23 protein-coding genes are annotated in these 26180 nt (G+C 33.5%); 19 read left to right on the top strand and 4 right to left on the bottom strand.

Annotated features, from left to right (window positions below; translation table 11 throughout):
* The first annotated feature begins 79 nt into the window (after positions 1–79).
* Positions 80–499: an acyl-CoA thioesterase gene (locus MKY70_RS18535; RefSeq protein ID WP_000495823.1), complete on the top strand. Its 420-nt coding sequence runs from the start codon at positions 80–82 to the stop codon at positions 497–499.
* Positions 500–525: 26 nt separating this feature from the next.
* Here MKY70_RS18535 and MKY70_RS18530 read toward each other — a convergent pair whose 3' ends face one another.
* Together MKY70_RS18530 and plsY are read right to left on the bottom strand one after the other, a co-directional pair.
* Complete coding sequence (locus MKY70_RS18530) at positions 526–816, bottom strand: HesB/YadR/YfhF family protein (protein ID WP_001054451.1); 291 nt, start codon at positions 814–816, stop codon at positions 526–528.
* A gap of 108 nt (positions 817–924) precedes the next feature.
* Positions 925–1521, bottom strand: a complete 597-nt coding sequence (gene plsY / locus MKY70_RS18525) for a glycerol-3-phosphate 1-O-acyltransferase PlsY (RefSeq protein ID WP_341025481.1) — start codon at positions 1519–1521, stop codon at positions 925–927.
* Positions 1522–1746: 225 nt separating this feature from the next.
* Between plsY and MKY70_RS18520 the strand changes: the two genes are divergently transcribed.
* The 8 genes from MKY70_RS18520 to MKY70_RS18485 all read left to right on the top strand — a co-directional run bounded on the left by MKY70_RS18520 (position 1747) and on the right by MKY70_RS18485 (position 12895).
* Positions 1747–3603 (top strand): anaerobic ribonucleoside triphosphate reductase, encoded by a 1857-nt coding sequence (locus tag MKY70_RS18520; protein ID WP_341025480.1) that lies wholly within the window; start codon positions 1747–1749, stop codon positions 3601–3603.
* A complete protein-coding gene (nrdG, locus tag MKY70_RS18515; RefSeq protein ID WP_060750799.1) occupies positions 3600–4052 on the top strand; it encodes an anaerobic ribonucleoside-triphosphate reductase activating protein in 453 nt (150 codons plus the stop codon). The genes MKY70_RS18520 and nrdG overlap by 4 nt, the downstream gene beginning before the upstream one ends.
* Before the next feature lie 18 nt (positions 4053–4070).
* Complete coding sequence (locus MKY70_RS18510; protein WP_002087776.1) at positions 4071–4748, top strand: response regulator transcription factor; 678 nt, start codon at positions 4071–4073, stop codon at positions 4746–4748.
* A 203-nt stretch (positions 4749–4951) separates the two neighbouring features.
* A complete protein-coding gene (locus MKY70_RS18505; protein ID WP_060750798.1) occupies positions 4952–6190 on the top strand; it encodes a S1C family serine protease in 1239 nt (412 codons plus the stop codon).
* A gap of 70 nt (positions 6191–6260) precedes the next feature.
* Entirely contained in the window at positions 6261–6674 is a 414-nt protein-coding gene (locus tag MKY70_RS18500) for a CoA-binding protein (protein WP_060750797.1), read from the top strand.
* A gap of 377 nt (positions 6675–7051) precedes the next feature.
* Positions 7052–9016, top strand: coding sequence for a DNA topoisomerase IV subunit B (gene parE, locus MKY70_RS18495; RefSeq protein WP_085312101.1), 1965 nt, complete (start codon positions 7052–7054; stop codon positions 9014–9016).
* 1 nt (position 9017) lies between these two features.
* Positions 9018–11441 (top strand): DNA topoisomerase IV subunit A, encoded by a 2424-nt coding sequence (parC, locus tag MKY70_RS18490; RefSeq protein ID WP_002014315.1) that lies wholly within the window; start codon positions 9018–9020, stop codon positions 11439–11441.
* 422 nt (positions 11442–11863) lie between these two features.
* Positions 11864–12895 carry an oxidoreductase gene (locus tag MKY70_RS18485; RefSeq protein WP_341025478.1) on the top strand — a complete coding sequence of 344 codons (1032 nt, stop codon included), beginning with the start codon at positions 11864–11866 and terminating at the stop codon, positions 12893–12895.
* Between the two features lie 57 nt (positions 12896–12952).
* Here the strand turns inward: MKY70_RS18485 and MKY70_RS18480 are convergent, their stop codons facing one another.
* Positions 12953–13396 carry a VOC family protein gene (locus tag MKY70_RS18480; protein ID WP_002014318.1) on the bottom strand — a complete coding sequence of 148 codons (444 nt, stop codon included), beginning with the start codon at positions 13394–13396 and terminating at the stop codon, positions 12953–12955.
* Positions 13397–13455: 59 nt separating this feature from the next.
* On the opposite strand from MKY70_RS18480, the gene MKY70_RS18475 reads away from it, so the two are divergent.
* Positions 13456–14430: a helix-turn-helix transcriptional regulator gene (locus MKY70_RS18475; RefSeq protein WP_088031047.1), complete on the top strand. Its 975-nt coding sequence runs from the start codon at positions 13456–13458 to the stop codon at positions 14428–14430.
* Between the two features lie 88 nt (positions 14431–14518).
* Here the strand turns inward: MKY70_RS18475 and MKY70_RS18470 are convergent, their stop codons facing one another.
* Complete coding sequence (locus tag MKY70_RS18470) at positions 14519–15139, bottom strand: TetR/AcrR family transcriptional regulator (RefSeq protein WP_341025476.1); 621 nt, start codon at positions 15137–15139, stop codon at positions 14519–14521.
* A 138-nt stretch (positions 15140–15277) separates the two neighbouring features.
* On the opposite strand from MKY70_RS18470, the gene MKY70_RS18465 reads away from it, so the two are divergent.
* The 9 genes from MKY70_RS18465 to MKY70_RS18425 all read left to right on the top strand — a co-directional run bounded on the left by MKY70_RS18465 (position 15278) and on the right by MKY70_RS18425 (position 26149).
* The gene (locus MKY70_RS18465; protein ID WP_341025475.1) at positions 15278–16171 is read left to right on the top strand and encodes an ABC transporter ATP-binding protein; all 894 of its coding nucleotides are present in this window, start codon (positions 15278–15280) and stop codon (positions 16169–16171) included.
* Positions 16164–16970, top strand: a complete 807-nt coding sequence (locus MKY70_RS18460) for an ABC transporter permease subunit (protein ID WP_341025474.1) — start codon at positions 16164–16166, stop codon at positions 16968–16970. The genes MKY70_RS18465 and MKY70_RS18460 overlap by 8 nt, the downstream gene beginning before the upstream one ends.
* A gap of 280 nt (positions 16971–17250) precedes the next feature.
* Positions 17251–17808, top strand: a complete 558-nt coding sequence (locus MKY70_RS18455) for an AAA family ATPase (protein ID WP_341074550.1) — start codon at positions 17251–17253, stop codon at positions 17806–17808.
* The gene (locus MKY70_RS18450; protein WP_341074548.1) at positions 17790–19400 is read left to right on the top strand and encodes an ATP-dependent nuclease; all 1611 of its coding nucleotides are present in this window, start codon (positions 17790–17792) and stop codon (positions 19398–19400) included. The genes MKY70_RS18455 and MKY70_RS18450 overlap by 19 nt, the downstream gene beginning before the upstream one ends.
* Positions 19382–21340 carry a UvrD-helicase domain-containing protein gene (locus MKY70_RS18445; protein ID WP_341074547.1) on the top strand — a complete coding sequence of 653 codons (1959 nt, stop codon included), beginning with the start codon at positions 19382–19384 and terminating at the stop codon, positions 21338–21340. Before MKY70_RS18450 ends, MKY70_RS18445 begins: the two co-directional genes overlap by 19 nt.
* A 164-nt stretch (positions 21341–21504) precedes the next feature.
* Positions 21505–22038, top strand: a complete 534-nt coding sequence (locus MKY70_RS18440) for an RNA polymerase sigma factor (protein ID WP_000864747.1) — start codon at positions 21505–21507, stop codon at positions 22036–22038.
* A 12-nt stretch (positions 22039–22050) separates the two neighbouring features.
* Positions 22051–23049: an anti-sigma factor gene (locus MKY70_RS18435; protein WP_341025472.1), complete on the top strand. Its 999-nt coding sequence runs from the start codon at positions 22051–22053 to the stop codon at positions 23047–23049.
* Between the two features lie 17 nt (positions 23050–23066).
* Positions 23067–24104 (top strand): LCP family protein, encoded by a 1038-nt coding sequence (locus MKY70_RS18430; protein WP_088031041.1) that lies wholly within the window; start codon positions 23067–23069, stop codon positions 24102–24104.
* Positions 24105–24451: 347 nt separating this feature from the next.
* Positions 24452–26149, top strand: coding sequence for a peptide ABC transporter substrate-binding protein (locus MKY70_RS18425; RefSeq protein ID WP_002033575.1), 1698 nt, complete (start codon positions 24452–24454; stop codon positions 26147–26149).
* Positions 26150–26180 lie beyond the last annotated feature (31 nt).

Below are 26180 nucleotides of genomic sequence, written 5' to 3'. Positions count from 1 at the left end.
GTTTTTATTTTATTTTTGATTCCACTGTATTATGATTAAATGTATGCAAGGTAGCAGAAGTGAAAGAAGGCGAATAGAAATGTTTGTAGCAGAATATGAAGTTGAAATCCGCTATGCGGAAACAGACCAGATGGGTGTTGTTTACCATTCAAACTATTTAGTGTGGCTGGAACTTGGGCGCACTAAACTTATACAAGAATTAGGATTTTCATATGTTGAAATGGAGAAAGAGGGAATTATTTCTCCTGTATTAGACTTGCAAATTTCATATCGTAAAGCGATGCGTTACGGAGAAAAAGCAATTGTGAAAACGTGGATTGATACTGTGAGCCCGCTTCGTGTTGTATATGGTTATGAAATATATAACGGTGATGGTGAGCTTTGCATTACTGCAAGTACAACGAATATTTGTGCGAAAAAAGAAGGGTTCCGCCCTGTATCATTTAAAAAATTATATCCTGAGTGGTATGCGAAATATGAGGAAATTAAAAAGAAATAAAAAAGCGTGGCAGAAGCCACGCTTTTTTATTTTTCATAATTAAATTGAGGGAAATCATCACCGTCGTTAAGTGTAACAGATAAATTATGTCCATCGAAGAACCACTCATCATCGCCTTCAATAAAGAAGTTAATACCTTCTTCTTGAGTTTGAACAGCAGGATGTGCAGGGTCATCTTTACGAATACCTAAAGAAAGTCCTTTTTGCACAGTACTGCAACCGCCGTATTGTACGAAAAGGCGTAGTGTTTCACCCGATTGTAAGTTTAATTCGTTTTTATACCATTGTGCTGCTTCTTTTGTTACGGAAAGATTCATGTATAGTTCCTCCAAATTATGTTGCTTTTTCTTTAGTATAAAAAATAACGCAAAAAGACGCTATTAATATGCTTCACGTTTTCTTTTTGCGTTATGTGGGTTAAGATCTTATTTTTGCTTTTTTGAAAAGTTTGCTTTCGGTTCAGTTTTATTTATAATTCGTCCGATATTTGCACGGTGTTTATAAATAACCATACCTGCTAATAAACACATCGCAATAATGAAGATTTTATCCCCGCTAACAATGGATGCAATAACAGCAATGACAGCTGTTACCATAGAAGAAAGTGATACGTATCTTGTTGTAAATAAAAGGGTGAAAAATACAACAGCTAATATTGCAAATACAACTGGTGAGTAGCATAATAGCACGCCAGCAGAAGTTGCAACTGCTTTCCCCCCGCGGAATTTTGCGAAGATTGGATAGACATGTCCAAGAACAGCGGCTAATCCAAACCATAGTGGGTGCGTATCTAATCCGAAAATAATCGGTAGAGCTGTTGCTAATGTGCCTTTTAAAATGTCAGCAATTGTAACGATAAAACCTGCTTTTTTCCCTAATGTACGGAATGTATTTGTTCCGCCTAGATTACCACTTCCATGCTCACGAATGTCAATTCCATAGCCAATTTTTCCAACGACTAATGCAAACGGAATCGAGCCAAGTAAGTAGGCAACGATAAATAAAAGATATGTAATAACCATGAGTTCAGTCTCCTTTATACAAATGTGTTGATAAAGGGTAAAAAGAGTTTTTCCCGTTTATTGTACCATACATTTGTAAAGAGCACATTTCTTTTTTATAAATGAAAAAGTCATTAATTTTTAAAAAAACTTTCACAGGAATGTTACATTTTTCACAGGAACAGAAGAACTATATGTTGTATGATTTTAATCAAAAGACAACAACATGTTGGTGGAGGGTTATGAATGTTGAAACAAAATGTACGTGGAGAAGAATTAATGAAAGTATTTGAGACAATTATCCACGGTAATGAACAAGATTTAATGCAGGAAAATGCAAATGTAGATGGTCGATCTCCAATGGGAGTAATGGGAACGTTCGCATCTGAGAGCGCAAAGTATTATGCAGTAGAAAAATTATTATCAGATCAAGTGAAAAAAGCGATAGATCAAAATATATTATATCCACATGATTTAGATTTTTATGCAACAGGAACGACGACTTGTTCGCAAATTCCGTTAGCGCAAATGCTAGCTAACGGTTTTCATACTGGACATGGACATATGAGACAACCGCAAGACATTAAAAGTGCGTTGGCGCTTTCTTCAATTATTTTTCAGGCGAATCAAAATATGCAGCACGGTGGTCAATCGTTTGCACTCTTTGATATTGATTTAGCTCCATATGTGAGAAAAACAGTAAAGAGACATAAAAAACGACTACAGTCATATCCGCTTAAGAAAGAACAAATAGAGGAATTTGCATGGAAAGAGACAGAAAATGATACGTATCAGGCGTGTGAGGCTTTCGTTCATAATTCAAATAGTATGCATAGTAGGGGCGGGGGACAAGTACCATTTATTTCTATTAACTACGGAACAGACACATCGAAAGAGGGAAGACTTTTAATTAAGCAACTTTTAAAAGCGACGCAAGCTGGACTTGGTAAAGGGGAAACACCGATTTTTCCTATTCAAATTTTCAAAATGAAAAAAGGCGTGAACTTTGAAGAGTGTGATCCGAACTATGATTTATTTGAATTAGCGTTAGAAACGACCGCTGAGCGATTATTCCCTAACTTTTCGTTTTTAGATGCTCCGTTTAATGCTGTGCATTATGATGGTCGACCTGAAAGTGAAGTATGTTATATGGGGTGCCGTACTCGTGTTATGTCTAATATACATGGGGAAGAAACAGCAATTGGAAGAGGGAATTTATCGTTTACTTCTATTAATTTAGTGAAATTAGCGCTAATTAGTGGTTCAAAAGAAGCGTTTTTTGAAGCGCTAAGTTATTATTTAGATTTAGGCGTTAAGCAATTATTAGAGAGATTTGCTTATCAATGTACAAAGAGAGCAAGAGATTTTCAGTTCTTATATTCACAAGGTGTATGGCGTGGTGGAGAGACGTTACAACCTGAAGAGGCTGTGGCACCGATTTTGAAACAAGGGACGTTAAGTCTTGGTTTTATCGGTCTTGCAGAATGTTTAGTAGCGTTAACTGGAAAGCATCATGGAGAAAATGAAGAATCGTGGAAGCTTGGATATGAAATTATTTCCTTTATGAGAGAGAGAATGGATAAGGCGATGGAAGAACATCAACTCAATTTCTCTGTAATTGCAACGCCAGCAGAAGGGTTATCAGGAAAGTTTGTGAAGAAAGATAGAGAAGAATTTGGTGAGATTAGCGGTATAACGAACCATAATTACTATACGAATTCATTCCATATTCCAGTTTATTATAACATTCAAGCGATAAATAAAATTCGTTTAGAAGGACCTTTCCATGCCCTATGTAACGGGGGACATATTACGTATATTGAACTAGACGGAGCAGCTATGCATAACAAAAAGGCATTAAAGCAAATTGTGCAAGCGATGGCAGAGAATGGCGTTGGGTACGGTTCAATAAATCATCCTGTTGATCGTTGTAAGTGCTGTAGTTATCACGGAGTTATTGGGAATGAATGTCCAAGCTGTGGAAATGAAGATGAGGATAATATAGAAAGAATTCGCCGTATAACGGGCTATCTTGTAGGAGATATGTCGAAATGGAATAGTGCGAAACGTAGTGAAGAGATGGATCGGGTGAAGCATAAATGAAAGTTATGAATATCATTCATGATAGTGTAGTAGATGGAGACGGGTTGCGGACAGTCGTGTTTTTTGCGGGCTGTCCGCATCGTTGTTTCGGGTGCCATAACCCGAAATCTTGGAATGTTTGCAATGGAACTGAAATGACGGTAGAAGAAATTGTGAAAGAGATTGAAAGTAATTCATTAACAGATGTAACATTTTCAGGTGGAGATCCATTCTTCCAAGCTGCTGAAGTGAAAAAAGTAGCAAAAGCAGTGAAGGATTTGAGAAAAAATCTATGGATTTATACAGGTTACAGGTTAGAAGAGATACAGAGTGCTCAAAATAATGATATGATAGAATTGTTACATTATGGGGATGTTTTGGTCGATGGAAGATTTGAACTTGATAAAAAAGATTTAACACTTCCATTTCGCGGAAGCTCCAATCAACGTATTATTCGATTGAAAGAGTAAAAAGGCGGGATAGATTATATGAATAAAACAGTATTACTTGTTGAAGATGAAAGAAGATTACGTGAAATTGTTAGTGATTATTTTCGTAATGAAGGCTTTGAAGTAATCGAAGCGGAAGATGGAAAAAAAGCGCTAGAATTATTTGCTGAACATACAATTGATTTAATTATGTTAGATATTATGTTACCAGAAATAGATGGTTGGTCTGTTTGTAGACGAATTAGAAAAGAGTCAGCGGTACCAATTATTATGCTGACAGCACGTTCTGATGAGGATGATACATTACTAGGCTTTGAACTAGGTGCAGATGAGTATGTCACAAAACCTTTTAGTCCGAAAGTATTAGTAGCTCGCGCGAAGACGTTATTGAAACGTGCGGATGGAGCGGTAGGAGTATCAGAAGAAAATACTATGTCTTTAGCTGGAATAGAAGTGAATCGACTATCTAGAACAGTTTTAGTAGATGGAGAAGAAATTATATTGACACATAAGGAGTTTGAGCTTCTCGTTTATTTAATGGAGAACAAAGGAATTGTGTTGTCACGCCAACATTTATTAGATCAGTTATGGGGATATGATTACTACGGCGATGACCGAACGGTTGATACACATATTAAAAAACTGCGAAATAAGCTAGGAGATAAGGCGAAGCATATTGGCACTGTTATTCGAGTAGGTTACAAATTTGAAGAATAACCTTTAAGTTACTATGCATCTCGGCTTTGGGATATAGCAAATTTACACTCTCCTTTGTAGGTGGAATGTACAAAAAATACTTTTCTTGTCTACAATGATAGATAGGAGTATTTTTTAAATTGGATTTCACGATGAGTTCACAAGAAGGACACAAACTGTGACTATACTGAAAGTACGAATTCATCAGAGAGGGGAAATAAAAAATGGGATATTACGACGGACCAAATTTGAATGAAGAGCATAGTGAAACGAGAGAAGTGAGAAAATCAGGCAGTAAAAAAGGTTATTTCTTCACAGGTTTAGTGGGAGCTGTAGTCGGGGCGGTTTCGATTAGTTTTGCAGCACCATATATGCCATGGGTGCAAAATAATGGAGCTGCAGTTTCATCATTCAATTCTAATAAACAAGTAGAAGGTACTGTAGTTCCTGTTGTCAATAAATCAAAAAACGAAACTGATTTGCCAGGTATGGTTGAAGGTGCAAAGGATGTTGTTGTTGGTGTAATTAATATGCAACAAAGTATTGATCCGTTTGCAATGCAACCGACAGGTCAAGAACAACAAGCTGGTTCAGGATCAGGTGTTATTTATAAAAAAGCAGGAAATAAAGCATATATCGTAACCAACAACCACGTAGTAGATGGAGCGAATAAACTTGCTGTGAAACTAAGTGATGGAAAGCAAGTTGATGCAAAATTAGTTGGTAAGGATCCTTGGTTAGACTTAGCAGTTGTTGAAATTGACGGATCTACTGTAAATAAAGTTGCAAGTTTAGGTGACTCCAGTAAACTTCGTGCTGGTGAAAAAGCGATTGCAATCGGTAACCCACTTGGATTTGACGGCAGTGTAACGGAAGGTATAATCAGTAGTAAAGAACGCGAAATTCCAGTTGATATTGATGGGGACAAACGCCCAGATTGGCAAGCACAAGTTATTCAAACAGATGCAGCGATTAACCCTGGTAATAGTGGTGGTGCATTATTTAACCAAAACGGTGAAGTAATCGGTATTAACTCAAGTAAAATTGCGCAGCAAGAAGTTGAAGGAATCGGATTTGCAATTCCGATTAATATTGCAAAACCAGTTATCGAATCGCTTGAAAAAGATGGAGTAGTGAAACGTCCAGCTCTTGGAGTAGGTGTCGTTTCATTAGAAGATGTGCAGGCTGCAGTAACCCAATTAAAGGTACCTAAAGAAGTAACAAATGGCGTTGTATTAGGTAAAATTTATCCAATATCACCGGCAGAAAAAGCTGGTTTAGAGCAATATGATGTTGTAGTAGCATTAGATAATCAAAAGGTAGAGAATGCTCTTCAATTCCGTAAATATTTATATGAAAAGAAAAAAGTAGGCGAGAAAGTAGAAGTTACATTCTATCGCAATGGCCAAAAAATGACGAAATCAGCTACATTAGCAGATAATTCAGCTACTAAGAATCAATAAAAGAAAGTCTCTTTCATGTTGAAAGAGACTTTCTTTATCGGATATACTAAAAGAATAGGAGGGATTAATTATGACAATTGAAAACCCAACTCGTACGGAAATTAGTGAAGTATTGAAGAAAAGTAAAACGATTGCAGTTGTTGGATTATCAGATAAGCCAGAACGTACATCGTATATGGTTTCAAAAGCAATGCAAGATGCGGGGTACCATATCATACCAGTAAATCCAACAGTTGATGAAGTGCTTGGAGAAAAGGCGGTTTCTTCACTGACGGATATTAAAGAACATGTTGATATTGTAAATGTATTTCGTCGCTCAGAATTTTTAAAGGACGTTGCAAAAGAGTTTGTAGAGATTGATGCAGATGTTTTCTGGGCACAATTAGGAGTACAAGATGAAGATACATATAAAATTTTACAAGAAAAAGGCTATACTGTAATAATGGATCGTTGTATTAAAGTAGAGCATGCGATGACAAAATAGTATAGATTTTAAAGATAGAAAGATTGATTCAGCCCTCACTATATACATAAGTAGGGCCGATGAACGAGGTGTTCATCATGAGATTTTTTAAAGGCTGTTTTTGGGGATTGTTACTTGTTATCCCGTTTTGGATATTGATCATTTGGATCATGATAAAGGTATGGAATGTATAATGTTGGAATACATATCCATTTCTCGTTGACAAACGATTATTTTTCTGAAATAGTAGCCTAGAGGAATCCTTGTGAAAAAAACAAGGATTTTTCTATTGAAAATGGTATATAAAAGAGATAAGATAACTTGCCAAAACTATAGTCGAGGCGTTATTCTATAATAGAAACATATGTTCTGATTTGATTAGGAAAGGGGCAAGGAGTTTGGCGAAGCATCAGTTCCAATACAATGAAGATGCAATTCAAGTGTTAGAAGGACTTGAAGCCGTTCGAAAACGCCCGGGTATGTATATCGGGAGTACGGATAGCCGTGGATTGCATCATTTAGTATATGAAATAGTAGATAACTCCGTTGATGAAGCATTAGCGGGATTTGGCGACGAAATTTCTGTCGTAATACATAAAGATAATAGTATTAGCGTTATTGATAAAGGGCGAGGAATGCCTACGGGAATGCACAAGCTTGGAAAACCGACACCTGAAGTTATTTTAACTGTACTTCATGCTGGTGGTAAGTTTGGCCAAGGAGGTTATAAAACGAGTGGTGGTTTACACGGTGTTGGGGCATCAGTTGTAAATGCCTTGTCAGAATGGCTAGTAGTAACGATTAAGCGTGATGGTAGCATTTATGAACAACGCTTTGAAAATGGTGGTATTCCTGCAACGACGTTAGAGAAAATCGGGAAAACGAAAGAGTCTGGTACAACGATGCACTTTAAACCAGATACAACTATTTTCAGCACAACGAATTACAACTATGAAACATTATGTGAGAGATTACGTGAATCTGCATTCTTATTAAAAGGAATGAAAATCTCGATAAAAGATGAACGTAATGATTTAGAAGATGTGTTTCATTATGAAACAGGAATTGAGGCTTTCGTTTCATACTTAAACGAAGAGAAAGATTCGATTCATCCAGTTGTATATTTCTCGGGTGAGCAAAATGGAATTGAAGCAGAGTTAGCGTTTCAGTTTAATGATGGTTACTCAGAAAACATTCTTTCGTTTGTAAATAATGTACGTACAAAAGACGGTGGTACACACGAAGCTGGATTTAAAACAGCAATGACACGTGTGTTCAATGAGTATGCTCGTAAAGTTTCTTTATTAAAAGAAAAAGACAAAAATTTAGAGGGTACAGATATTCGAGAAGGATTAGCTTCGATTGTTTCTGTACGTGTACCAGAAGACGTACTCCAGTTTGAAGGACAAACGAAAGGGAAACTAGGTACAAGTGAAGCTCGTTCTTCAATTGATGCAATTGTATCTGAGCATTTAGCTTACTTTTTAGAAGAAAACCCGGATGTAGCTACACTTCTGGTGAGAAAGGCAATTAAAGCAGCACAAGCACGTGAGGCTGCTCGTAAAGCGAGAGAAGAAGCGCGTACTGGTAAGAAGAAGAAAAAATCAGAAGGTACTTTAAGCGGGAAGTTAACACCTGCACAATCACGTAATCCTCAGAAAAACGAATTGTATTTAGTAGAGGGTGACTCGGCTGGTGGTTCAGCAAAGCAAGGGCGAGATCGTCGTTTCCAAGCGGTACTACCATTACGTGGTAAAGTAATTAACACGGAAAAAGCAAAGCTTGCTGATATTTTTAAGAACGAAGAGATCAATACAATTATTTACGCAATTGGCGGTGGCGTAGGGAATGAGTTCGCTGTTGAAGATATTAACTACGATAAAGTTGTTATTATGACCGATGCAGATACGGATGGAGCACATATTCAAGTGTTACTACTGACGTTCTTCTACCGTTATATGAAACCACTTATTGAAGCTGGTAAAGTATTTATCGCACTTCCACCTTTATATAAAGTAAGTAAAGGAAAAGGGAAAAGTGAAGTAATTGAATATGCATGGTCTGATGAAGAATTAGGTGGTGTAACGAAAAAGGTCGGTAAAGGCTACATGTTGCAGCGCTATAAAGGACTTGGCGAAATGAATGCCGATCAATTATGGGAAACAACGATGAACCCTGAAACACGTACGTTAATCCGTGTGAAAATTGACGATGCATCAAGAGCTGAGCGCCGAGTTACGACATTGATGGGGGATAAAGTAGAACCTCGCCGTAAATGGATTGAGCGTAATGTACAATTTGGTATGCAAGAAGAAGGAAATATTTTAGAAAATGAAATGATTATGGAGACGGAGGTGGAATAACATGCAGGCAGAGAAGTTTCATGACCTCCCGCTTGAAGACGTGTTAGGTGACCGCTTTGCACGTTATAGTAAATATATTATTCAAGACCGCGCGCTTCCAGATGCGCGTGACGGTTTAAAACCGGTACAAAGACGTATTTTATATTCTATGTATGTAGAAGGAAACGTACATGATAAAGCGTTTCGTAAATCAGCTAAAACAGTAGGTAATGTTATCGGTAATTATCATCCACATGGTGATTCCTCTGTATATGAGGCGATGGTCCGTTTAAGTCAAACTTGGAAAGTACGTAATGTTTTAGTTGAAATGCACGGAAATAACGGTAGTGTTGATGGGGATCCAGCAGCGGCAATGCGTTATACGGAAGCACGTTTATCACCAATCGCATCTGAGTTATTACGTGATCTTGATAAAGAAACAGTAGAATTCGTGTCAAACTTTGATGATACGAGTGAAGAACCTATTGTATTACCGGCAATGTTCCCGAACTTATTAGTGAACGGATCTACAGGGATTTCCGCTGGTTATGCAACAGAAATTCCACCGCATCATCTTGGAGAAGTAATTGATGCTACAATTATGCGTATCGATCAACCGAATAGTTCTGTGGAGGACTTGTTAACAGTTATTAAAGGACCAGATTTCCCTACAGGTGGTATTATACAAGGGATAGATGGCATTAAAAAAGCGTATGAAACAGGTAAAGGTAAAATTATTATTCGCGGAAAAGCAGAGGTTGAAACGATTCGTGGCGGGAAGCAACAAATCGTTATTACAGAAATTCCGTACGAAGTAAATAAAGCGAATCTTGTTAAGAAAATGGATGAATTACGTATAGATAAAAAGCTAGATGGAATTGCTGAAGTACGTGATGAGACAGATCGTACAGGTCTTCGTATCGTTGTAGAATTAAAAAAAGAAGCGAATGCTGAAGGTATTTTAAATTATTTATATAAAAATACAGATTTACAAATTCCATACAACTTTAATATGGTAGCGATAAATAATCGTCGTCCGACACTTATGACATTACCTAAGATTTTGGATGCATATATTGGACATCAGAAAGAAGTTGTTACAAGACGCTCACAATATGAATTAAGAAAAGCAGAAAATCGTCAGCATATTGTAGAAGGTTTAAAGAAAGCATTATCAATTTTAGATGAAGTGATTGAAACGATCCGTGGGTCTAAAGATAAGCGTAATGCGAAAGATAATTTAAGTGCGAAATTTGGATTTACAGAGGCGCAGTCAGAAGCAATTGTTTCACTGCAATTATATCGTTTAACAAATACAGATATTACAGCGCTAGAGCAAGAAGCAGCGGAACTTAGTAAGAAAATTATAGAGTTACAGTCAATTTTACAAAGTGAAAAAAGACTTTTTCAAGTTATTAAAACAGATTTGAAGAGAGTAAAGAAAACATATAGTGATAATCGCCGTGCGATAATTGAAGAGGAAATTGAAGAAATTAAAATCGATGTGGAAGTTATGATTCCGCAAGAAGATGTCATCGTTACTGTAACGAAAGAAGGCTATGTGAAACGAACAGGTTGGCGTTCGCATAATGCATCGAACGGGAAATACTTCGGTATGAAAGAGGGTGACATCTTACTTGAGCGTTTCGATACAAACACGACAGAAACCGTTCTTTTATTTACGAACAAAGGAAATTATATTTATCTTCCTGTGTATGAAATGCCAGAAATTCGTTGGAAAGATTTAGGTCAACACGTTGCGAATCTTGTTTCACTCGAGCGAGATGAATCGTTAATTTGGGCAACAGTCGTACCGAATTTTGAAGAAGAAAAACGATTTATCGTATTTGTTACACGAAACGGTATGATTAAGAAAACAGAATTGAACCAATATAAAGTGCAGCGTTATTCACGGGCATTCGTTGCTGTAAACTTGAAAAAAGATGATGAAGTTGTTGATATATTTGCGACAGATGGGACAAGTGATATTGTTCTTGCAACACATGGTGCATATGCACTTGTATTCAATGAAGAAGAAGTAAGTCCAGTTGGTGTCAGAGCAGCTGGTGTGAAAGCAATTAATTTAAAAGAAGATGACTATGTTGCTTCTGGTAAACCGTTAAATGGTGAAAAAGATCAACTTATTCTCGTTACGCAGCGAGGTGCTGTGAAACGTATAAAGGCATCGGAAATTGAGAAATCAACGAGGGCGAAGCGAGGCCTTGTAATTTTTAAAGAGTTAAAACGTAATCCGTACCGCATTGTTGGTATTGAAATTGTTCGAGATGATGAATTAGTTTACATGAAGACAGAGAAACACATTGTAGAAGAAATTGATCCGAAAGCGTTTCGAAATAAAGACCGGTATAGTAATGGTAGTTTAGTACTAGATGTTAATGATACTGGTGAAGTAATTGAAACGTGGACAAAGAAAAGAACGGAATAAAGTGAAACTTTAATCAGTGGGGGTTTTTCCATCCCCCACTGATTATTAGCCTTCACCAATCGGGCTTTTACGGGCAGTTGGTCTCCCGCCTAACTCCCTCGCATTCCCCTTATTTTAAGGTGGGAGTCTTACTGCGCGTTAATGCGGGATAAAGGGAGCATCTTGCTATGAATGATAGCAAGATGCTTTTTTCTAAGCAAATCATTATGTATATAAAAATAATCTTGTTATAATAATGAAATGAAATCGTTCTCATAAAGTGAAACTTTAATCAGTGGGGATTTTCTTTATCCCCACTGATTATTAGTTGAACCAATCGGGCTTTTACGAGCAGTTGATTCCTCACCTAATTTCTTTGCTTTCGCTGAATTTTGAGTTAGGAATCTTACTGCCCGTTAAAGCGGGATAAATGGAGGGGCAACATGAAAAAAATAGGTGTAGGGATTGTAGGATTTGGATTTTCTAGTACAACATTTCACATCCCGTTATTACAAACGATAGAAGAATACGATATTCGTGTTATTTTATCATCAAAAGAAGAAGTAGTGAAACAAGCATTACCAAATGCTGAAGTTGTTGGTACAATTGATGAATTAGTAAATCGAGCTGATATTGACTTAGTGGTCATTACTTCGCCGAATACAACCCATTTTCCATATGTAAAAGAAGCAATTGTACACGGTAAGCATGTTGTTGTGGAAAAACCCTTCGTTGTTTCAATTGAAGAAGGAGAAGAACTTATTTCATTAGCGAACCGACATAATGTCGTTTTAAGTGTGTATCATAATCGCCGTTTGGATAATGATTTCTTAACGATAAAGAAATTATTACAAGAAAAAAGAATAGGGAATGTATACGCATATGAAGCGCATTTCGATCGTTTCCGCCCACATGTACGCGATCGCTGGAGAGAAAAGAACTTACCAGGATCAGGTATATTATATGATTTAGGATCGCATTTAATTGACCAAGCATTATCATTATTTGGGAAACCAGATGCGATAAGCGCAGATGTAATAAAACAACGACCAGGTGCAGAAGTGGATGATTACTTCCATGTTGTACTTCACTATGGAGTGAAGCGCGTTATTTTACATAGTAGCAGTTACGTAAAGCAAGCTGGACCACATTTTACACTGCATGGAGATAAAGGTTCTATCGTGAAGTATGGTATGGATTCACAGGAAGAACAATTAAAGACTGGAATGAAGCCAGGGGATAATGGTTATGGAGCAGACTCTGAAGAGAATTTTGCTACTTTAGAAACAGAAGAAAGCTTAGAGCGTATTCCAACAGAAGTCGGCTGCTATGACATGTATTATAAAGGTGTGCGAGATAGCATATTAAATGGTGAAAAACTACCTGTAACTGCTCAAGAAGGTTTAGACGTTATTAAATTGATTCAATTGGCGACTGAAAGTAGTGAAACGGGTAGAGTCATTGCGGTAAAATAAAAAAGACACGAATTTCGTGTCTTTTTTTATTAGGAATATGCGAATATGACTCATTATTTATTTTAGTCGTTTGTCATACATTAATTGGATTTGTATGCCGTAAGGATCTTCAATAATACCATATGCTTCACTAAATATATTTTTTTCTAGTGGAGAGATTATTTTCACATGCTTATCGGAAATTAAATTATTATAAAATCTTTGTATTTCTTCTAAATTAGCACTTTGAATGCAAAGTGACATGTTATTTCCAACGCTATAACGTTCAGTAGGGTTCATTGTATCTTCGGCTATCATTAGCTTTGTATTCCCAATTTGTAAAACAGAGTGGGCAATATGATCTTTATTTTCACTTGTAATTTCAAAAGAACTATCTCTTTTGGCCAGTTCTTCATACGTAACAATCATTAACTTCTTGGCCTCTAAATTACGTGTATAAAAATTAATTGCCTCCTTTGCTTGCCCATTCATTGAAAGAAAAATAGCTATTTCTAATGTCATAAATATATAACTCCTTTATTAGTTAATAATTATAATATAGACTAAAAAGGTTTCAATACATGACACCTTTTATGGAGGGAAATATGAAAAAAACTGAACGAATAAATGATATGCTTATTTTCTTAAATAATAAAAGATATTTTAATTTAAAAGATTTAATGGTTAGATATGATATTTCTAAAAGTACCGCTCTACGAGATATTCAATCATTAGAAGAAATAGGTGTACCAATATATTCTGAACTAGGTAGAAATGGGAGTTATAAAATTATAGAAAATGGTGTGTTATCACCAATATATTTTAGTGTGGATGAAATGTATGCGTTATACTTTTCGATGCTTACATTAAATGGATACAAAACAAAGCCATTTAATATAGAAAGTATTGCGCTTGAAAATAAATTTAAACATGTATTACCTGATAATGTGAGTAAAAATATTTCAATCATGGAACGAACGCTTTCCTTTGAAGTAACAAATCATAGTAACTTTAGTCCGTTCTTAAAAGAACTTTTACAGGGGATTTTTGCTGAGCGAGTTTATCATTTAACATATTTAAAAAAAGATGAGGAGAAAGTATTGGTCGCCCAATTTATTCGAATAGAATCTAAATTTGGCCAGTGGTATGCTAAAATCTTTAATTTTGAGACAAATCATGTTCAAATAATTAGATGTGATAAAATTCTTTCTATTGTGGAAACAAGCAATACTAATTCAAAAAATCTTGAAGAATTGTTAAGTTATCTTACTAATTTTCATAGAAGGCCTGATGCAACTGATTTTATTGTCGTTGTTAATCAAAAAGGAAAAGACATTTTTGATAAAGAGAATTATCCTTCCATGAAGATACAAAAAGAAAACGAAAATTACATTATAACAGGCTATTTTAATAAACAAGAAGTTGATTTTATCTCGAACTATTTTCTGAATTTCGGAGAAACGATTATCTCAATTCAGCCTGTTATGCTAAAAGAGTTAATCTATAATAAGGTATTATCTATAAAGCAGCATTTAACTTCGTTAAGAGAAAATTAGTATTAATAATTTTTTTAACACCAAAAAGCCCTTGAGATTTAAATATCCAAAGGGCTTTTTTTGTGATGGTATTTGTTCTTTAGAAACATTATTTTTCTGGGACGGACAGTCCATAAAAGAACATCGTAACGATATCTTGTATATGTTTTTCGCGATCTCCTTCAAGAAGCTGAGCCCCGAAATCATCACCTAGTTTAGTGAACATTTGAATGTATAGTAACATCATTTCTTTAGTAAGGTGAGGGTTAATTTCATTTTTTTGCTGTGCTTGTTCTAGTATTTCTAAATACCAAGGCAGGATTTTTTCGTTTTGATAACTATAAATAAACTCTCGGAGCTCTTCATCTCTTTGCATCATTTGTAGCAACATATCAGGTTGGAATAACCCGCCAGTATTCATTTTTCTAATGATCATCTTTTGCATCATCTCATGAAAAGGTAATTTTTCTTCTGCAAGTCTTTTATAATATTGAAATTCAGATATTATAAATTCTTGTATAAGCTCCCTAAATAACGCATCTTTACTTCCGAAATGATTATAAATTGTCACTTGAGAAACGTTTGCTTTTTTTGCAATATGTTCTATTTTCACTTCATTAAATCCACGTTCTGAAAATAATGTAAAGGCCGCATCTTTAATGGCACGTTTTTTCTTTTCTTTCACTTTTTCAAAGCCGTTCAATACAATCACCTCATTTAAAATATACAAGAAAAAATAATTGAAAACAATATTTTTGAAATATGGACATATAAATATTTCAAAAAGTTGTTGCGAATATGAAAGATGAGGAGTACAATAATTTTGAAATATCACATGTTAAATATTTCAAAAAAATGAGGTGGACTTATGATTTCAGTTCAAAATGTTACAAAACAGTTTTCAAATGGAAAAGGCTTGTTCAATATTACATTTGAAGTGAAAGAAGGGGAAGTTTTTGGCTACTTAGGACCAAATGGAGCTGGAAAATCAACAACGATTCGTAATTTAATGGGATTTATAAAACCAGCAGCTGGTAAAGCGACAATTTTCGGATTAGATTGTTGGGAAGATGCTGCGAAAATTCAAAGAGAAGTTGGCTATTTACCAGGAGAAATTTCTTTTATTGAAGGAATGAATGGATTAGAATTTTTAAATTTGATGCAAGGAATGCGTGGGTTAAAAAATATAAAAAGACGAGATGAATTGATAGAACGTTTGCAGTTCGATGTGAAAACACCAATTCGAAAAATGTCTAAAGGAATGAAACAAAAAGTAGGTATAGTTGCGGCATTTATGCATGATCCAGAAGTGTTAATTTTAGATGAACCGACATCAGGACTCGATCCACTTATGCAACAAGTATTTATAGATTTAATATTAGAGGAAAAGCAAAGAGGAAAAACAATCCTTATGTCATCACATATTTTCACTGAAATTGAGAGAACTTGTGACAGAGTAGCTATTATTAAAGATGGTTGTCTTGTAACCGTTGAAAATATTCATGATTTACAAGGCATGAGAAGACAGGTGATAGATGTAACAGTATCATCTCAAGAAGAAATCGAGTCTCTTAAACAATGTGATTTGCAATTTGAAGGAGTGAAAGGTAGAGAGGCGTCAATTATTGTGCAAGGAAACTATCAAACTGTTTTACAAATACTTTCAAACTATAATGTAACTGTACTTCAAACGAGAGCGACGGATTTAGAACATTTATTTATGCATTATTACGAGAAGAAAGAAGGGGTAAAGCATGAATAAACAACTATTTTTAGCTAGTTTGAAAGAAACGAAAAAAAGTATATTGAGCTATGCTACTGGTGCAGCTCTTTATTTATGGTTATTAATTTGGATATTCCCATCGATGGTTTCAGCCAAAGGTTTAAATGAATTAATAAGTGCCATGCCTGATAGTGTAAAAAAAATCGTTGGAATGGAAAGTCCGATTCAAAATGTAATGGATTTTTTAGCTGGTGAATATTATAGTCTATTGTTTATTATCATTTTAACAATTTTTTGTGTCACGGTTGCAACGCATTTAATTGCTCGTCATGTAGATAAAGGGGCGATGGCATATTTATTAGCAACACCTGTATCGAGGGTGCAAATTGCAATTACACAAGCTGCTGTTCTCATATTGGGGCTACTAATAATTGTAATTGTTACTTATGTAGCTGGTATATTAGGTGCAGAATGGTTTTTAAAAGATAATAACTTAAATCGAGAATTATTTTTGAAAATAAACATAGTCGGAGGGCTTATATTTTTAGTAGTTAGTGCCTATTCATTTTTCTTTTCTTGTATATGTAATGATGAAGGAAAGGCACTTAGCTACTCAGCCAGTTTAACAATCTTATTTTTCGTATTAGATATGGTAGGGAAATTAAGTGATAAGTTAGAGTGGATGAGAAATATATCTTTATTTACATTGTTTCGTCCGAAAGAAATTGTTGAAGGAACATATAATATATGGCCAGTAAGTATAGGCTTAACTGCTGGAGCACTTTGTATCTTCATAGTAGCAATTGTAGTGTTTAGGAAGAGAGATTTACCGTTGTAAAGTGATTAGGAAAATTAGATAATTTTATCATTTATCGAGTGTAATATGTTTGGAATAATTCATATTACACTTTTTCTATTTACGGTTGCTATTTCATTGACATTGAATGGATTTATTTAATTTTGTGAGAAGAAAGGTTTAATAGTTTCAGGGTTTTAATGTATTTGTAAGCATCATATTACTTTATTAGAATTAATATAACTATATTTCATAATTAATAGTATAATGGTAATGTTTGGGTGTGATTGGTAGTTAAAATGAAATGAGAAGGAGATTATTGATGAAGATTAAAAAAATCAAAGTATCTAACTATAGATTGTTGAAAAATATGATTTTTGATATGGAAGAAAATTTATCTTTGATTATTGGGAAGAATAATTGTGGGAAAACATCGTTGCTTTCTGCGTTTGAAAAGTTTATTGGTGTGAAAGTAGGAGGGAATGAGTTTTGTTATGATGACTTTAATATGGATTTTCAAGAGGAATTATACAGTATAGTGAAATTAAATTCAATTCCAACAGGTCTGAGATTTCCCATGGGAATTAAATTACAGTTATTTATAACTTATGATGAATTTGATAATTTGATAAATATGAGTCAATTAATGATGGACTTAGATCCAGAAAATAACACGATTATCTTATCATTTGAATATACTTTGTCAAATGCTAGTTTAGAGAACTTAATAAATGAATTTAAGGAATATAAAGATAAGAAATTGGAAAAAGTAGAGGAGGATAGGGAATCTTTAGAACAAAATATTTTAAAATTTGGAGAAAATCAGTTGCGTATGATTGGGAAAAGCAAAAGAAAAATGAAGTGGAATTTGTTGATTTAACAAAAAGAAATATTGCTTTAAATAAAATCATTAATTTTAAGACTATAGGTGCTAGAAGAAATATATCGAATAGTAATAATGATCGTACATTATCAGCTTTGTCCTCAAAGTATTATGAAAGCAAAACGGATAGTGAAAAAGGTATAGAGGAAGTTGAAGTATTTAAAGAGACTCTTAGTAAAACTGATAATGAGTTAGATAGTGTGTATAAGCAACTTTTTAAAACAGTTATCGGAAAAGTGAAGCAATTCGGTGGAATTAAAGAAGGGGATTCAAATATAAGGATAGTTTCAACATTGCAACACAAAGAGTTATTAAAAGGGAATACTACGGTAATGTACGAACATTTCGAGAAGCAAACCTTACCTGAGAGTTACAATGGCCTTGGATATTTAAATTTATTAAGCATGATTTTTGAAATTGAACTAATTATTAGTAATTTTCGTAAAGAACATAAAAAAAATGAGATGCCAGCTGATATAAATATATTGTTTATTGAAGAACCAGAGGCTCATACTCATCCACAAATGCAGTATATATTTATTAATAACATAAAAAAGATATTGGAAGAAGCGAGTATTGGTGAAGATGGGAAAACTAAGTTTAATTTACAAACTTTAATTACTACACACTCTGCTCATATAACAAATGCAAGTAATTATAATGATATAAAGTATTTTTATAAAGAAAATAAAAATGAAGTGATTTCAAAAAATCTAAAAGATTTAGAGAAAGAGTATGAAAAAGACGGTGAAGAACAAAATTATAAATTTTTAAAACAATATTTAACAATACATAGATCAGAATTGTTTTTTGCAGATAAGGCTATATTTATAGAAGGAGATACTGAAAGAATTTTATTGCCAGCTATGATGAAGAAAATAGATAATAATTCAGAATATAAAAGCAGTCCACCACTGCACTCTCAGAATATATCAATTTTAGAAGTTGGGGCGTATTCTCACATTTTTGAGAAATTTATCAATTTTATAGGTATCAAGTCATTGATTATTACAGATATTGATTCAGGAAAAAATGTGATAGTGAAAGAAAAAGAAAAAATTGAAAAGTGTAGGGTGTTAGATTCGGATGCTGAACTAACAACAAATTCGTCATTGAAATTCTTTTATAAAAATGGTCTGGAAGAAAACAAGCGGTCTGTAATATATAAAAATGAATTAGATTATTTTAAAAAGCTTTCGTTTAATCAAAAAATATTACAAAAGATTAAAGAAACTAAAAACTGGGAGAAAAGTGAAAAAGGTAATATAGCAATAATTTATCAAACGTCGGAAGAAAACTCGAAAGGTGAAAAATATCACGCAAGGAGCTTTGAAGATGCATTTTTTCATTTGAATAGACAATTTGTTATTGAAAACAAAGAAAATTTCGGTAGTTTAAAGAATATAAAGCGTTTCGAGGATGAGAAAAAAGATGTTTATGATTTATCAGAGGAATGTATAGATAAGAAGCCTTCATTTGCAATGGAAATATTATTAAATAGCAAAATAGATATTGACGGCAATGAGTATAGTAATTGGGAAATACCAAATTATATTAAGGAGGGATTGATATGGTTAAAGTGCAATTAGAAGATGAAATGAGCCAAATATTTCAATGTATCGAATCTAATCAGAACTTTCTTCTTACTGGTGGTGCTGGTAGTGGGAAAACATATTCATTGGTCAATGTGATAAAAAAAATCATTTTTGACAATCCTAGCTTAAAGATAAGTTGTATTACTTATACAAATACTGCTGTAAGAGAAATTGAGGGAAGGATTAACCATGAGAACTTAAGGGTATCAACAATTCACGATTTTTTATGGGATAGTATAAAAAATTTTCAAAAGGAAATGAAGCAGGGATTAATATATTTAATAAATAGTGAGGATTCTAGAATTAAGATACCTAATTATGATGAATTTATTCAGGATTCTAGAATTAAGATACCTAATTATGATGAATTTATTCAGGATTCGTATTTTAATGAACTGGAGAAAGGTATACAATATAAAGAATATAATCAAATTAAAAATGGAATTATTTCGCATGATGAAGTTCTTGAGTTGGCAAATTATATGTTTAAAAAACATCCATTACTATGCGATTTGTTAAAAGATAAATATCAATTTATTTTTATTGATGAGTATCAAGATACCAGTTCGCTAGTAATAGAGATTTTTTTAAAGCATATACGCCAGGGAAAAAAGAGGAATGTTATTGGTTTTTTTGGTGATTCAATGCAGTCTATTTATGATGAAGGGGTTGGCAGTTTAGAAGAATACATTCTTAGTGGAGATGTTCAAGAGATTCAAAAAAAGCAAAATAGAAGGAATCCAAGATTAGTAATTGAATTGGCTAATAAATTAAGAGTAGATAAATTAATTCAAGAACCTTCAAATGATAGACAGGCTCCTAATATGTATAATGGTTTGGTTAAAGAAGGAAATATTAAATTTTTGTATTCATCAGCGAATGATTTAGATGTTGTTAAATCATCAGAATTTTTCGGAGAATGGAATTTTGGTGATCCAAAACAAACTAAAGAATTAAACCTGACTCATAATATAATTGCAAATAAGGCTGGTTTTGCCGAATTGATGGCAATCTACGATAAAGATCCGATTATTTTATTTAAAAATGATATTTTAAATAAAATAAAACAAGATACGAAAGAAAATAAAGAGAAGATATTAAATGATAAAAATATAACTTTTGAAGAAGTTACGAAATTATACCCAATTAAAAATAGGGAAAAACAATTTAAGAAAGAATTAATACAACAAGATCCTGATACTAACGAACTGTATGAACAGTTGAAAAACTGTCCTTTTTCAACTGTTAAAAACATATACTTAAATAAAGATTCCCTTATTGATGATAAAAAACAAAATAGGGATGATGATGGTAAGAGAGGCACAAAGAGAGATAATTTAATTAAACATTTATTTAAAATTCAAACTTTAATTCAGTTATACAAAGAGAAAAAGTATAATGAATTTATTAGAAGAACTGAGTTTTCCATAACTTCTATTTCAAAAAAAAGAGAAATAAAAACTATTATCGATACAATTGAAAAAATGTCAGATCGGACTATAGAAAAGGTAATTAACTTTGCACATGAGAGTGGGTTGTGTAGAAAGGATGATGACTTTACTCGGTTCGTCGAAAATAATAAATACTTGTTCAATAGAGTTAGTAAGGTTAAATATCAAGAGTTTCAAAACTTATTCAAATATTTAGAAGGTTTCACTCCGTTTTCTACACAACATAAGATTAAAGGCGAAGAATTTGATAATGTTCTCGTTATCCTTGATAATGGAAAATGGAATAAATATAATTTTGAATATCTATTTTGTAATAGGATAGATAAAAGAAAAGTATTAGAGCGAAGCCAAAAGATTTTCTATGTGTGCTGCACCAGGGCAAAAGAGAATTTAGTTGTTTTTTATTATAACCCTAATGAAGATGTTATAGAAAAAGCAAAAGAATGGTTTGGAGAAAATAATGTACATAGAATAGAAATGTGACTAGTGTTAAAGAACACTGTATAAGTGATGAAAAAGGTAAACATAAAAGATGTTTGCCTTTTTTATTTGATGTAATATTCGAAAAAATGAACCTTTTTCTAGGCTCACCCGTCTAATACATGTAAAGTTAAATTTGAAGTGAGGCTGAAACAGGAGGACCAATTGTGAAAGTAATTCCTTTATATAAGATGATTGTAAAAGAAGAAACGGATGTTTCTTTAGCAAAAAAGGGTAATCATGAGGCTTTTATGACACTTATACATACAGAAAAAGTAAAGATGTATCGCATTGCGAAGGCGATGTTACGTGATGAGACGAATATAGAGGATGCAATGCAGGCAACAATTTTAAAAGCTTATGAAAATATAAAAAAACTGAAAAAGGAAGAGTTTTTTCAAACGTGGCTAATTAGAATTTTAATAAATGAGTGTAACAATATAATTCGCTCTTATAAAAAAGTAATTGTAATTGAGGATCATGATAGTAATATGGTGGCGTTCGATCGATATGAAGATATTGATCTTTGTAATGCTATTCAGTCTTTAACGGAAGAACTAAGAGCTGTAACTGTACTTTATTATTATGAAGATATGAATCAAGAAAGTATTGCAACGCTTTTAGAAATTCCAAAAGGCACGGTTAAATCAAGATTGTCACGTGCAAGGGAACAATTAGAAGAGCGATTAAAGATGGAGTAGGAGGTGGTTAAAATGGATAAAGAAAAATCATTTGATGAAAAATTAAAAAAGAGAATAGAAAAGGATAATACCGTATTGCCACAGGTACTAAATGAAAAAATTAATGATACACTTCATAATCTTCCTGTAAAAAGAAAGAGTTATAGAGTACATATGATGTTTATTAGTGCCGCTGTTCTAACGCTATCAATTGTATCTATGTCTGAGTTTTCTATACAGAGCTTTGCACAAAATGGAGGGATGTTTAATTACGTAAAGAAGAATGCGTTTTCTGATTATGAGAATGAAGAAGAAATAAAGTCGAACGTCAATTATCCAGATAAGGAAAAGATTCATCAAAAGATGCTTGATTCAATTGATCATTTCCAAAATGTTTCAGGGCAATTCGAAGAATATTCTAGCTCTACAAGAATTGCTACAACATATAAATATGCGATTGATACGGAGAAACAAAGTGGTATTTCATCTAAAGAAGACAAGCTATCGAAAAAAAGCACGATGATTTATAGCGAGGAAGGAAAAAAAGAGTTTAATGATAAGAATAATACGTATAAAGAGACGAGATGGAGTCCAAAAGAAAGAAATAATGAACTATTAAAATTAAGCCCTACGGAAAGGTTATTGAGAAAATCAGGTGAGAAGAAACGGTATGATGACGAATATGTGGGATTCGCTAAGTACAGTATTCAATCAGAATTTGCTGATCTATTAATTCGATATAAAGATTGGAGTTATAAAGAAACGAAGTATCTTGGACTCGATTGCTACAAAATAGAAGGAGTAATAAACATAGAAATGCCTGTAAGTACATCTGAAGATTTGAGTGGGAAATTTGAAATGGTTGTAGAGAAAAATACGGGGATTATGTTGAAGTTCCTTAGTTTCCATGAAGGTATGATTCAATATTCGATTACGACTGAATGGATACAAATAAACAAAGGATTGAAAGAGAATGTATTTCAAAAGGATAGCACTAATTATGAAAAATTGAAAAACATATTAGATGAATAGAAAACGGAGGGAACTATATGGAGAATACCTCTCCTTCAAGAGAAAAGAAAAATAAACGAAAATATAAAAAGACAACGATAATAAGTGTATTGTTAGGAGTATTACTATTTGGCGGAGTTGGGTATGGTGCTTATGTATATATGAAAACTTCTAATCTCGTACAAAAATCTAATTTGAACTTATCGCGTGGTGAAAAATCAAATTTACGTGAGAAAGCTGTAAAGCCAATTACACACAACGTTTCAATGTTAATTATGGGAATTGATGAAAATCAAGAACGGCAAAAGGGGTATAATGGTGCATTTCATACGGATGCATTATTGTTAGTTACGTTTAATAAAGAAGATAAGACAGTGAAGTTAACCAGTATACCACGAGATACATATACATATGTTCCACTCGAAAAGAAAAAAGATAAAATAACACACGCATATGGAAGTGGTTTCGTTAAAAACGGAAAAGATGGAGGCCCACAAGCTTCTGTTGAGGCAGTAGAAAAGTTACTGCAAGTACCGGTAGATTATTTTGTGAAATTTAATTTTGGGTCATTTATTAAAATTGTTGATGGGCTCGATGGTGTTGAGGTAGATGTCCCGGTTGAATTTACTGAACAAAATAGTAAAGATGAACCTGATACGATTCACTTGAAAAAAGGGGTTCAAAAATTAACGGGAGAAGAAGCACTTGCTTTGGCGAGAACTCGTCATATTGATAGTGATGCAATGAGGGGACAGCGCCAACAACTTGTTATTGAGGCGATTTTAAGTAAATTAAAAAATGTAGGGTCTATTACAAAACTGGAGAAAATGGTTGAGGCCGTCGATGGTGATTTTAAAACAAATTTAGCATTGGATGATATTTTATCTTTTTATAAATATGGTTTAGATTGTTCAGTTGAGAAGATGCAACTGAGCGGTGATGATTTATATTTACCAAATGGCCCAAATGGACGGCGTGTATATTATTATAATCCTAATAAAAAAGACTTACAAAATTTGAGTAATACACTCAGAACACATCTTGGATTAAGTGAGAAGCAAATTGAGGGAAATTAAAGCGGATGTTATATCTGCTTTTTTTGTTTTTGTAGGAAAAAGATCTCTGGAATATACATTATTTATTAACGACAATCTACAGTCTATTTATTGGGAAGTATCATTAACACTATTAAATTAGTGTATATGTAACGATAAAAAACGATGTTAAAAAACTATATGGAATTTTTATGAATATTACTGTAAGAAAATAATTTTTTAATAATTTTCAATAATAACACTTTACAAATTTTAAAAAATTAGTAGAATAAGAAGTAGTAAGAATCGTCTGATAAATATATAAAGAAAAACAGAATTATCAGAAAATTCTTAAATAGCTATCGTTTAGAATTAGGGAGGGTACAAAAATGAAAAAGAAAAAAATGAAAAAACTAACAGCAGTTGTAGTACCGGTTTTAGCAATGAGCATGGCATTAACAGCATGTTCTACATCAGGCGGAGATAAAAAGACAAGCACAAACTCAAGTGGAGATAGCAAGTCAGAGGGAAAATTAGCGGCAAAACAAGTGTTGAATCGAACAGTAAACCAAGAGATTCCAACGATGGATTCTTCTAAATCAACAGATACAGTATCATCACAAATGCTAGGGAATACGATGGAAGGATTATATCGTCTGGATAAAGATAATAAGCCTATTCCAGCTGCAGCAGAATCTAGCACGAAAAGTGAAGATGGTAAAAAATATACATTTAAACTGCGTAAAGATGCAAAATGGTCAAATGGAGATCCAGTAACGGCGAAAGATTTCGTATATGCTTGGCAACGTCTATTAGATCCAAAAACAGCTGCTGAGTATGCATTTATCGCATTCCCAATTAAAAATGCAGAAGTGGTTAATAAAGGTGAAAAACCTGTAGCTGAATTAGGAGTGAAAGCGGTAGATGATCTTACGCTTGAAGTTGAATTAGAGCAAGCGGTACCGTACTTCTTAAACTTAGTAGCATTCCCATCGTACTACCCATTAAATGAAAAATTCGTAAAAGAAAAAGGGGAGAAGTTCGGTATAGAGTCTGATACAACAGTTTATAATGGACCGTTCGTTCTTAAAGATTGGAAGCATGAACAAGGATGGCAATTAAAGAAAAATGATCAATATTGGGATAAAAAGACTGTAAAACTTGAAGAAGTTAACTTCAGTGTTGTTAAAGAACCAGCAACTCTTATCAATTTATATGATAGCGGTCAAGTTGACTTTGCTTTATTAACTGGAGAGTTCGTAGATAAATACAGAAATAAGAAAGATGAATTCGGAACATATTCACAAGTGAGTACGTATTTCATTCGTATGAACCAAAAACGTGATGGACAAGATACACCATTAAAGAGTAAAAAGTTACGTGAAGCAATTGCACTATCAGTTGATAAAAAGAATTTAGCAAACGTAATTTTAAATGATGGATCAAAAGAAGCTGACTTCTTAGTACCAAAAGGTTTAGCAACTGGACCAGACGGTAAAGACTTCCAAGAAACGTTTAAAAATGGTTTAAAACCAAATGCTAAAAAAGCTGCTGCAGCTTGGGAAGAAGCGAAAAAAGAGCTAGGTAAAGACCAAGTTACAATTGAATTCTTAAACTATGATACTGGTAATGCGAAAAAAGTTGGAGAATATATTAAGGACCAAATTGAGAAGAACTTAAAAGGTGTAACAGTTAACATTAAACTTCAACCATTTAAGCAAAAACTAAAATTAGAATCTGAGCAACAATATGATATTTCATACGGTGGTTGGAATCCAGATTATGCAGATCCAATGACGTTCTTAGATATGTTTGAGACTGGACATTCTCATAACCAAATGAGCTTCTCTGACGCTAAATATGACGGCATGGTGAAAAAAGCTGGAACGGAATTAATGAGCGATGCGAAGAAACGTTGGGAAGAGTTAGGAAAAGCTGAAAAAACATTACTTGAAGAAGATGTAGCGATTGTACCTTTATACCAACGTGGAGATTCTTATGTTTTACAACCAAATGTAAAAGGTGTAGTAAAACATAATATCAGTCCAGAATTTAGCTTTAAGTGGGCATACGTGACTGAAAAATAATAGAGTTAAAAAAGCATTTCAAAGTAGCTTA

Source organism: Bacillus sp. FSL R9-9492 (assembly GCF_038007365.1).
GTDB classification, from domain to species: Bacteria; Bacillota; Bacilli; order Bacillales; family Bacillaceae_G; genus Bacillus_A; species Bacillus_A mycoides.
This window is presented reverse-complemented; position numbering and strand designations above follow the sequence as displayed.

Coding starts and splice junctions, on each gene's coding strand:
- MKY70_RS18505 (WP_060750798.1), top strand. CDS start 4,952: ATGGGATATTACGACGGACCAAATTTGAATGAAGAGCATAGTGAAACG.
- MKY70_RS18485 (WP_341025478.1), top strand. CDS start 11,864: ATGAAAAAAATAGGTGTAGGGATTGTAGGATTTGGATTTTCTAGTACA.
- MKY70_RS18510 (WP_002087776.1), top strand. CDS start 4,071: ATGAATAAAACAGTATTACTTGTTGAAGATGAAAGAAGATTACGTGAA.
- MKY70_RS18535 (WP_000495823.1), top strand. CDS start 80: ATGTTTGTAGCAGAATATGAAGTTGAAATCCGCTATGCGGAAACAGAC.
- parC (WP_002014315.1), top strand. CDS start 9,018: ATGCAGGCAGAGAAGTTTCATGACCTCCCGCTTGAAGACGTGTTAGGT.
- MKY70_RS18455 (WP_341074550.1), top strand. CDS start 17,251: ATGAAGATTAAAAAAATCAAAGTATCTAACTATAGATTGTTGAAAAAT.
- MKY70_RS18500 (WP_060750797.1), top strand. CDS start 6,261: ATGACAATTGAAAACCCAACTCGTACGGAAATTAGTGAAGTATTGAAG.
- MKY70_RS18480 (WP_002014318.1), bottom strand. CDS start 13,396: ATGACATTAGAAATAGCTATTTTTCTTTCAATGAATGGGCAAGCAAAG.
- MKY70_RS18530 (WP_001054451.1), bottom strand. CDS start 816: ATGAATCTTTCCGTAACAAAAGAAGCAGCACAATGGTATAAAAACGAA.
- MKY70_RS18435 (WP_341025472.1), top strand. CDS start 22,051: ATGGATAAAGAAAAATCATTTGATGAAAAATTAAAAAAGAGAATAGAA.
- MKY70_RS18430 (WP_088031041.1), top strand. CDS start 23,067: ATGGAGAATACCTCTCCTTCAAGAGAAAAGAAAAATAAACGAAAATAT.
- MKY70_RS18445 (WP_341074547.1), top strand. CDS start 19,382: ATGGTTAAAGTGCAATTAGAAGATGAAATGAGCCAAATATTTCAATGT.
- MKY70_RS18465 (WP_341025475.1), top strand. CDS start 15,278: ATGATTTCAGTTCAAAATGTTACAAAACAGTTTTCAAATGGAAAAGGC.
- MKY70_RS18520 (WP_341025480.1), top strand. CDS start 1,747: ATGTTGAAACAAAATGTACGTGGAGAAGAATTAATGAAAGTATTTGAG.
- MKY70_RS18460 (WP_341025474.1), top strand. CDS start 16,164: ATGAATAAACAACTATTTTTAGCTAGTTTGAAAGAAACGAAAAAAAGT.
- MKY70_RS18475 (WP_088031047.1), top strand. CDS start 13,456: ATGACACCTTTTATGGAGGGAAATATGAAAAAAACTGAACGAATAAAT.
- nrdG (WP_060750799.1), top strand. CDS start 3,600: ATGAAAGTTATGAATATCATTCATGATAGTGTAGTAGATGGAGACGGG.
- plsY (WP_341025481.1), bottom strand. CDS start 1,521: ATGGTTATTACATATCTTTTATTTATCGTTGCCTACTTACTTGGCTCG.
- MKY70_RS18425 (WP_002033575.1), top strand. CDS start 24,452: ATGAAAAAGAAAAAAATGAAAAAACTAACAGCAGTTGTAGTACCGGTT.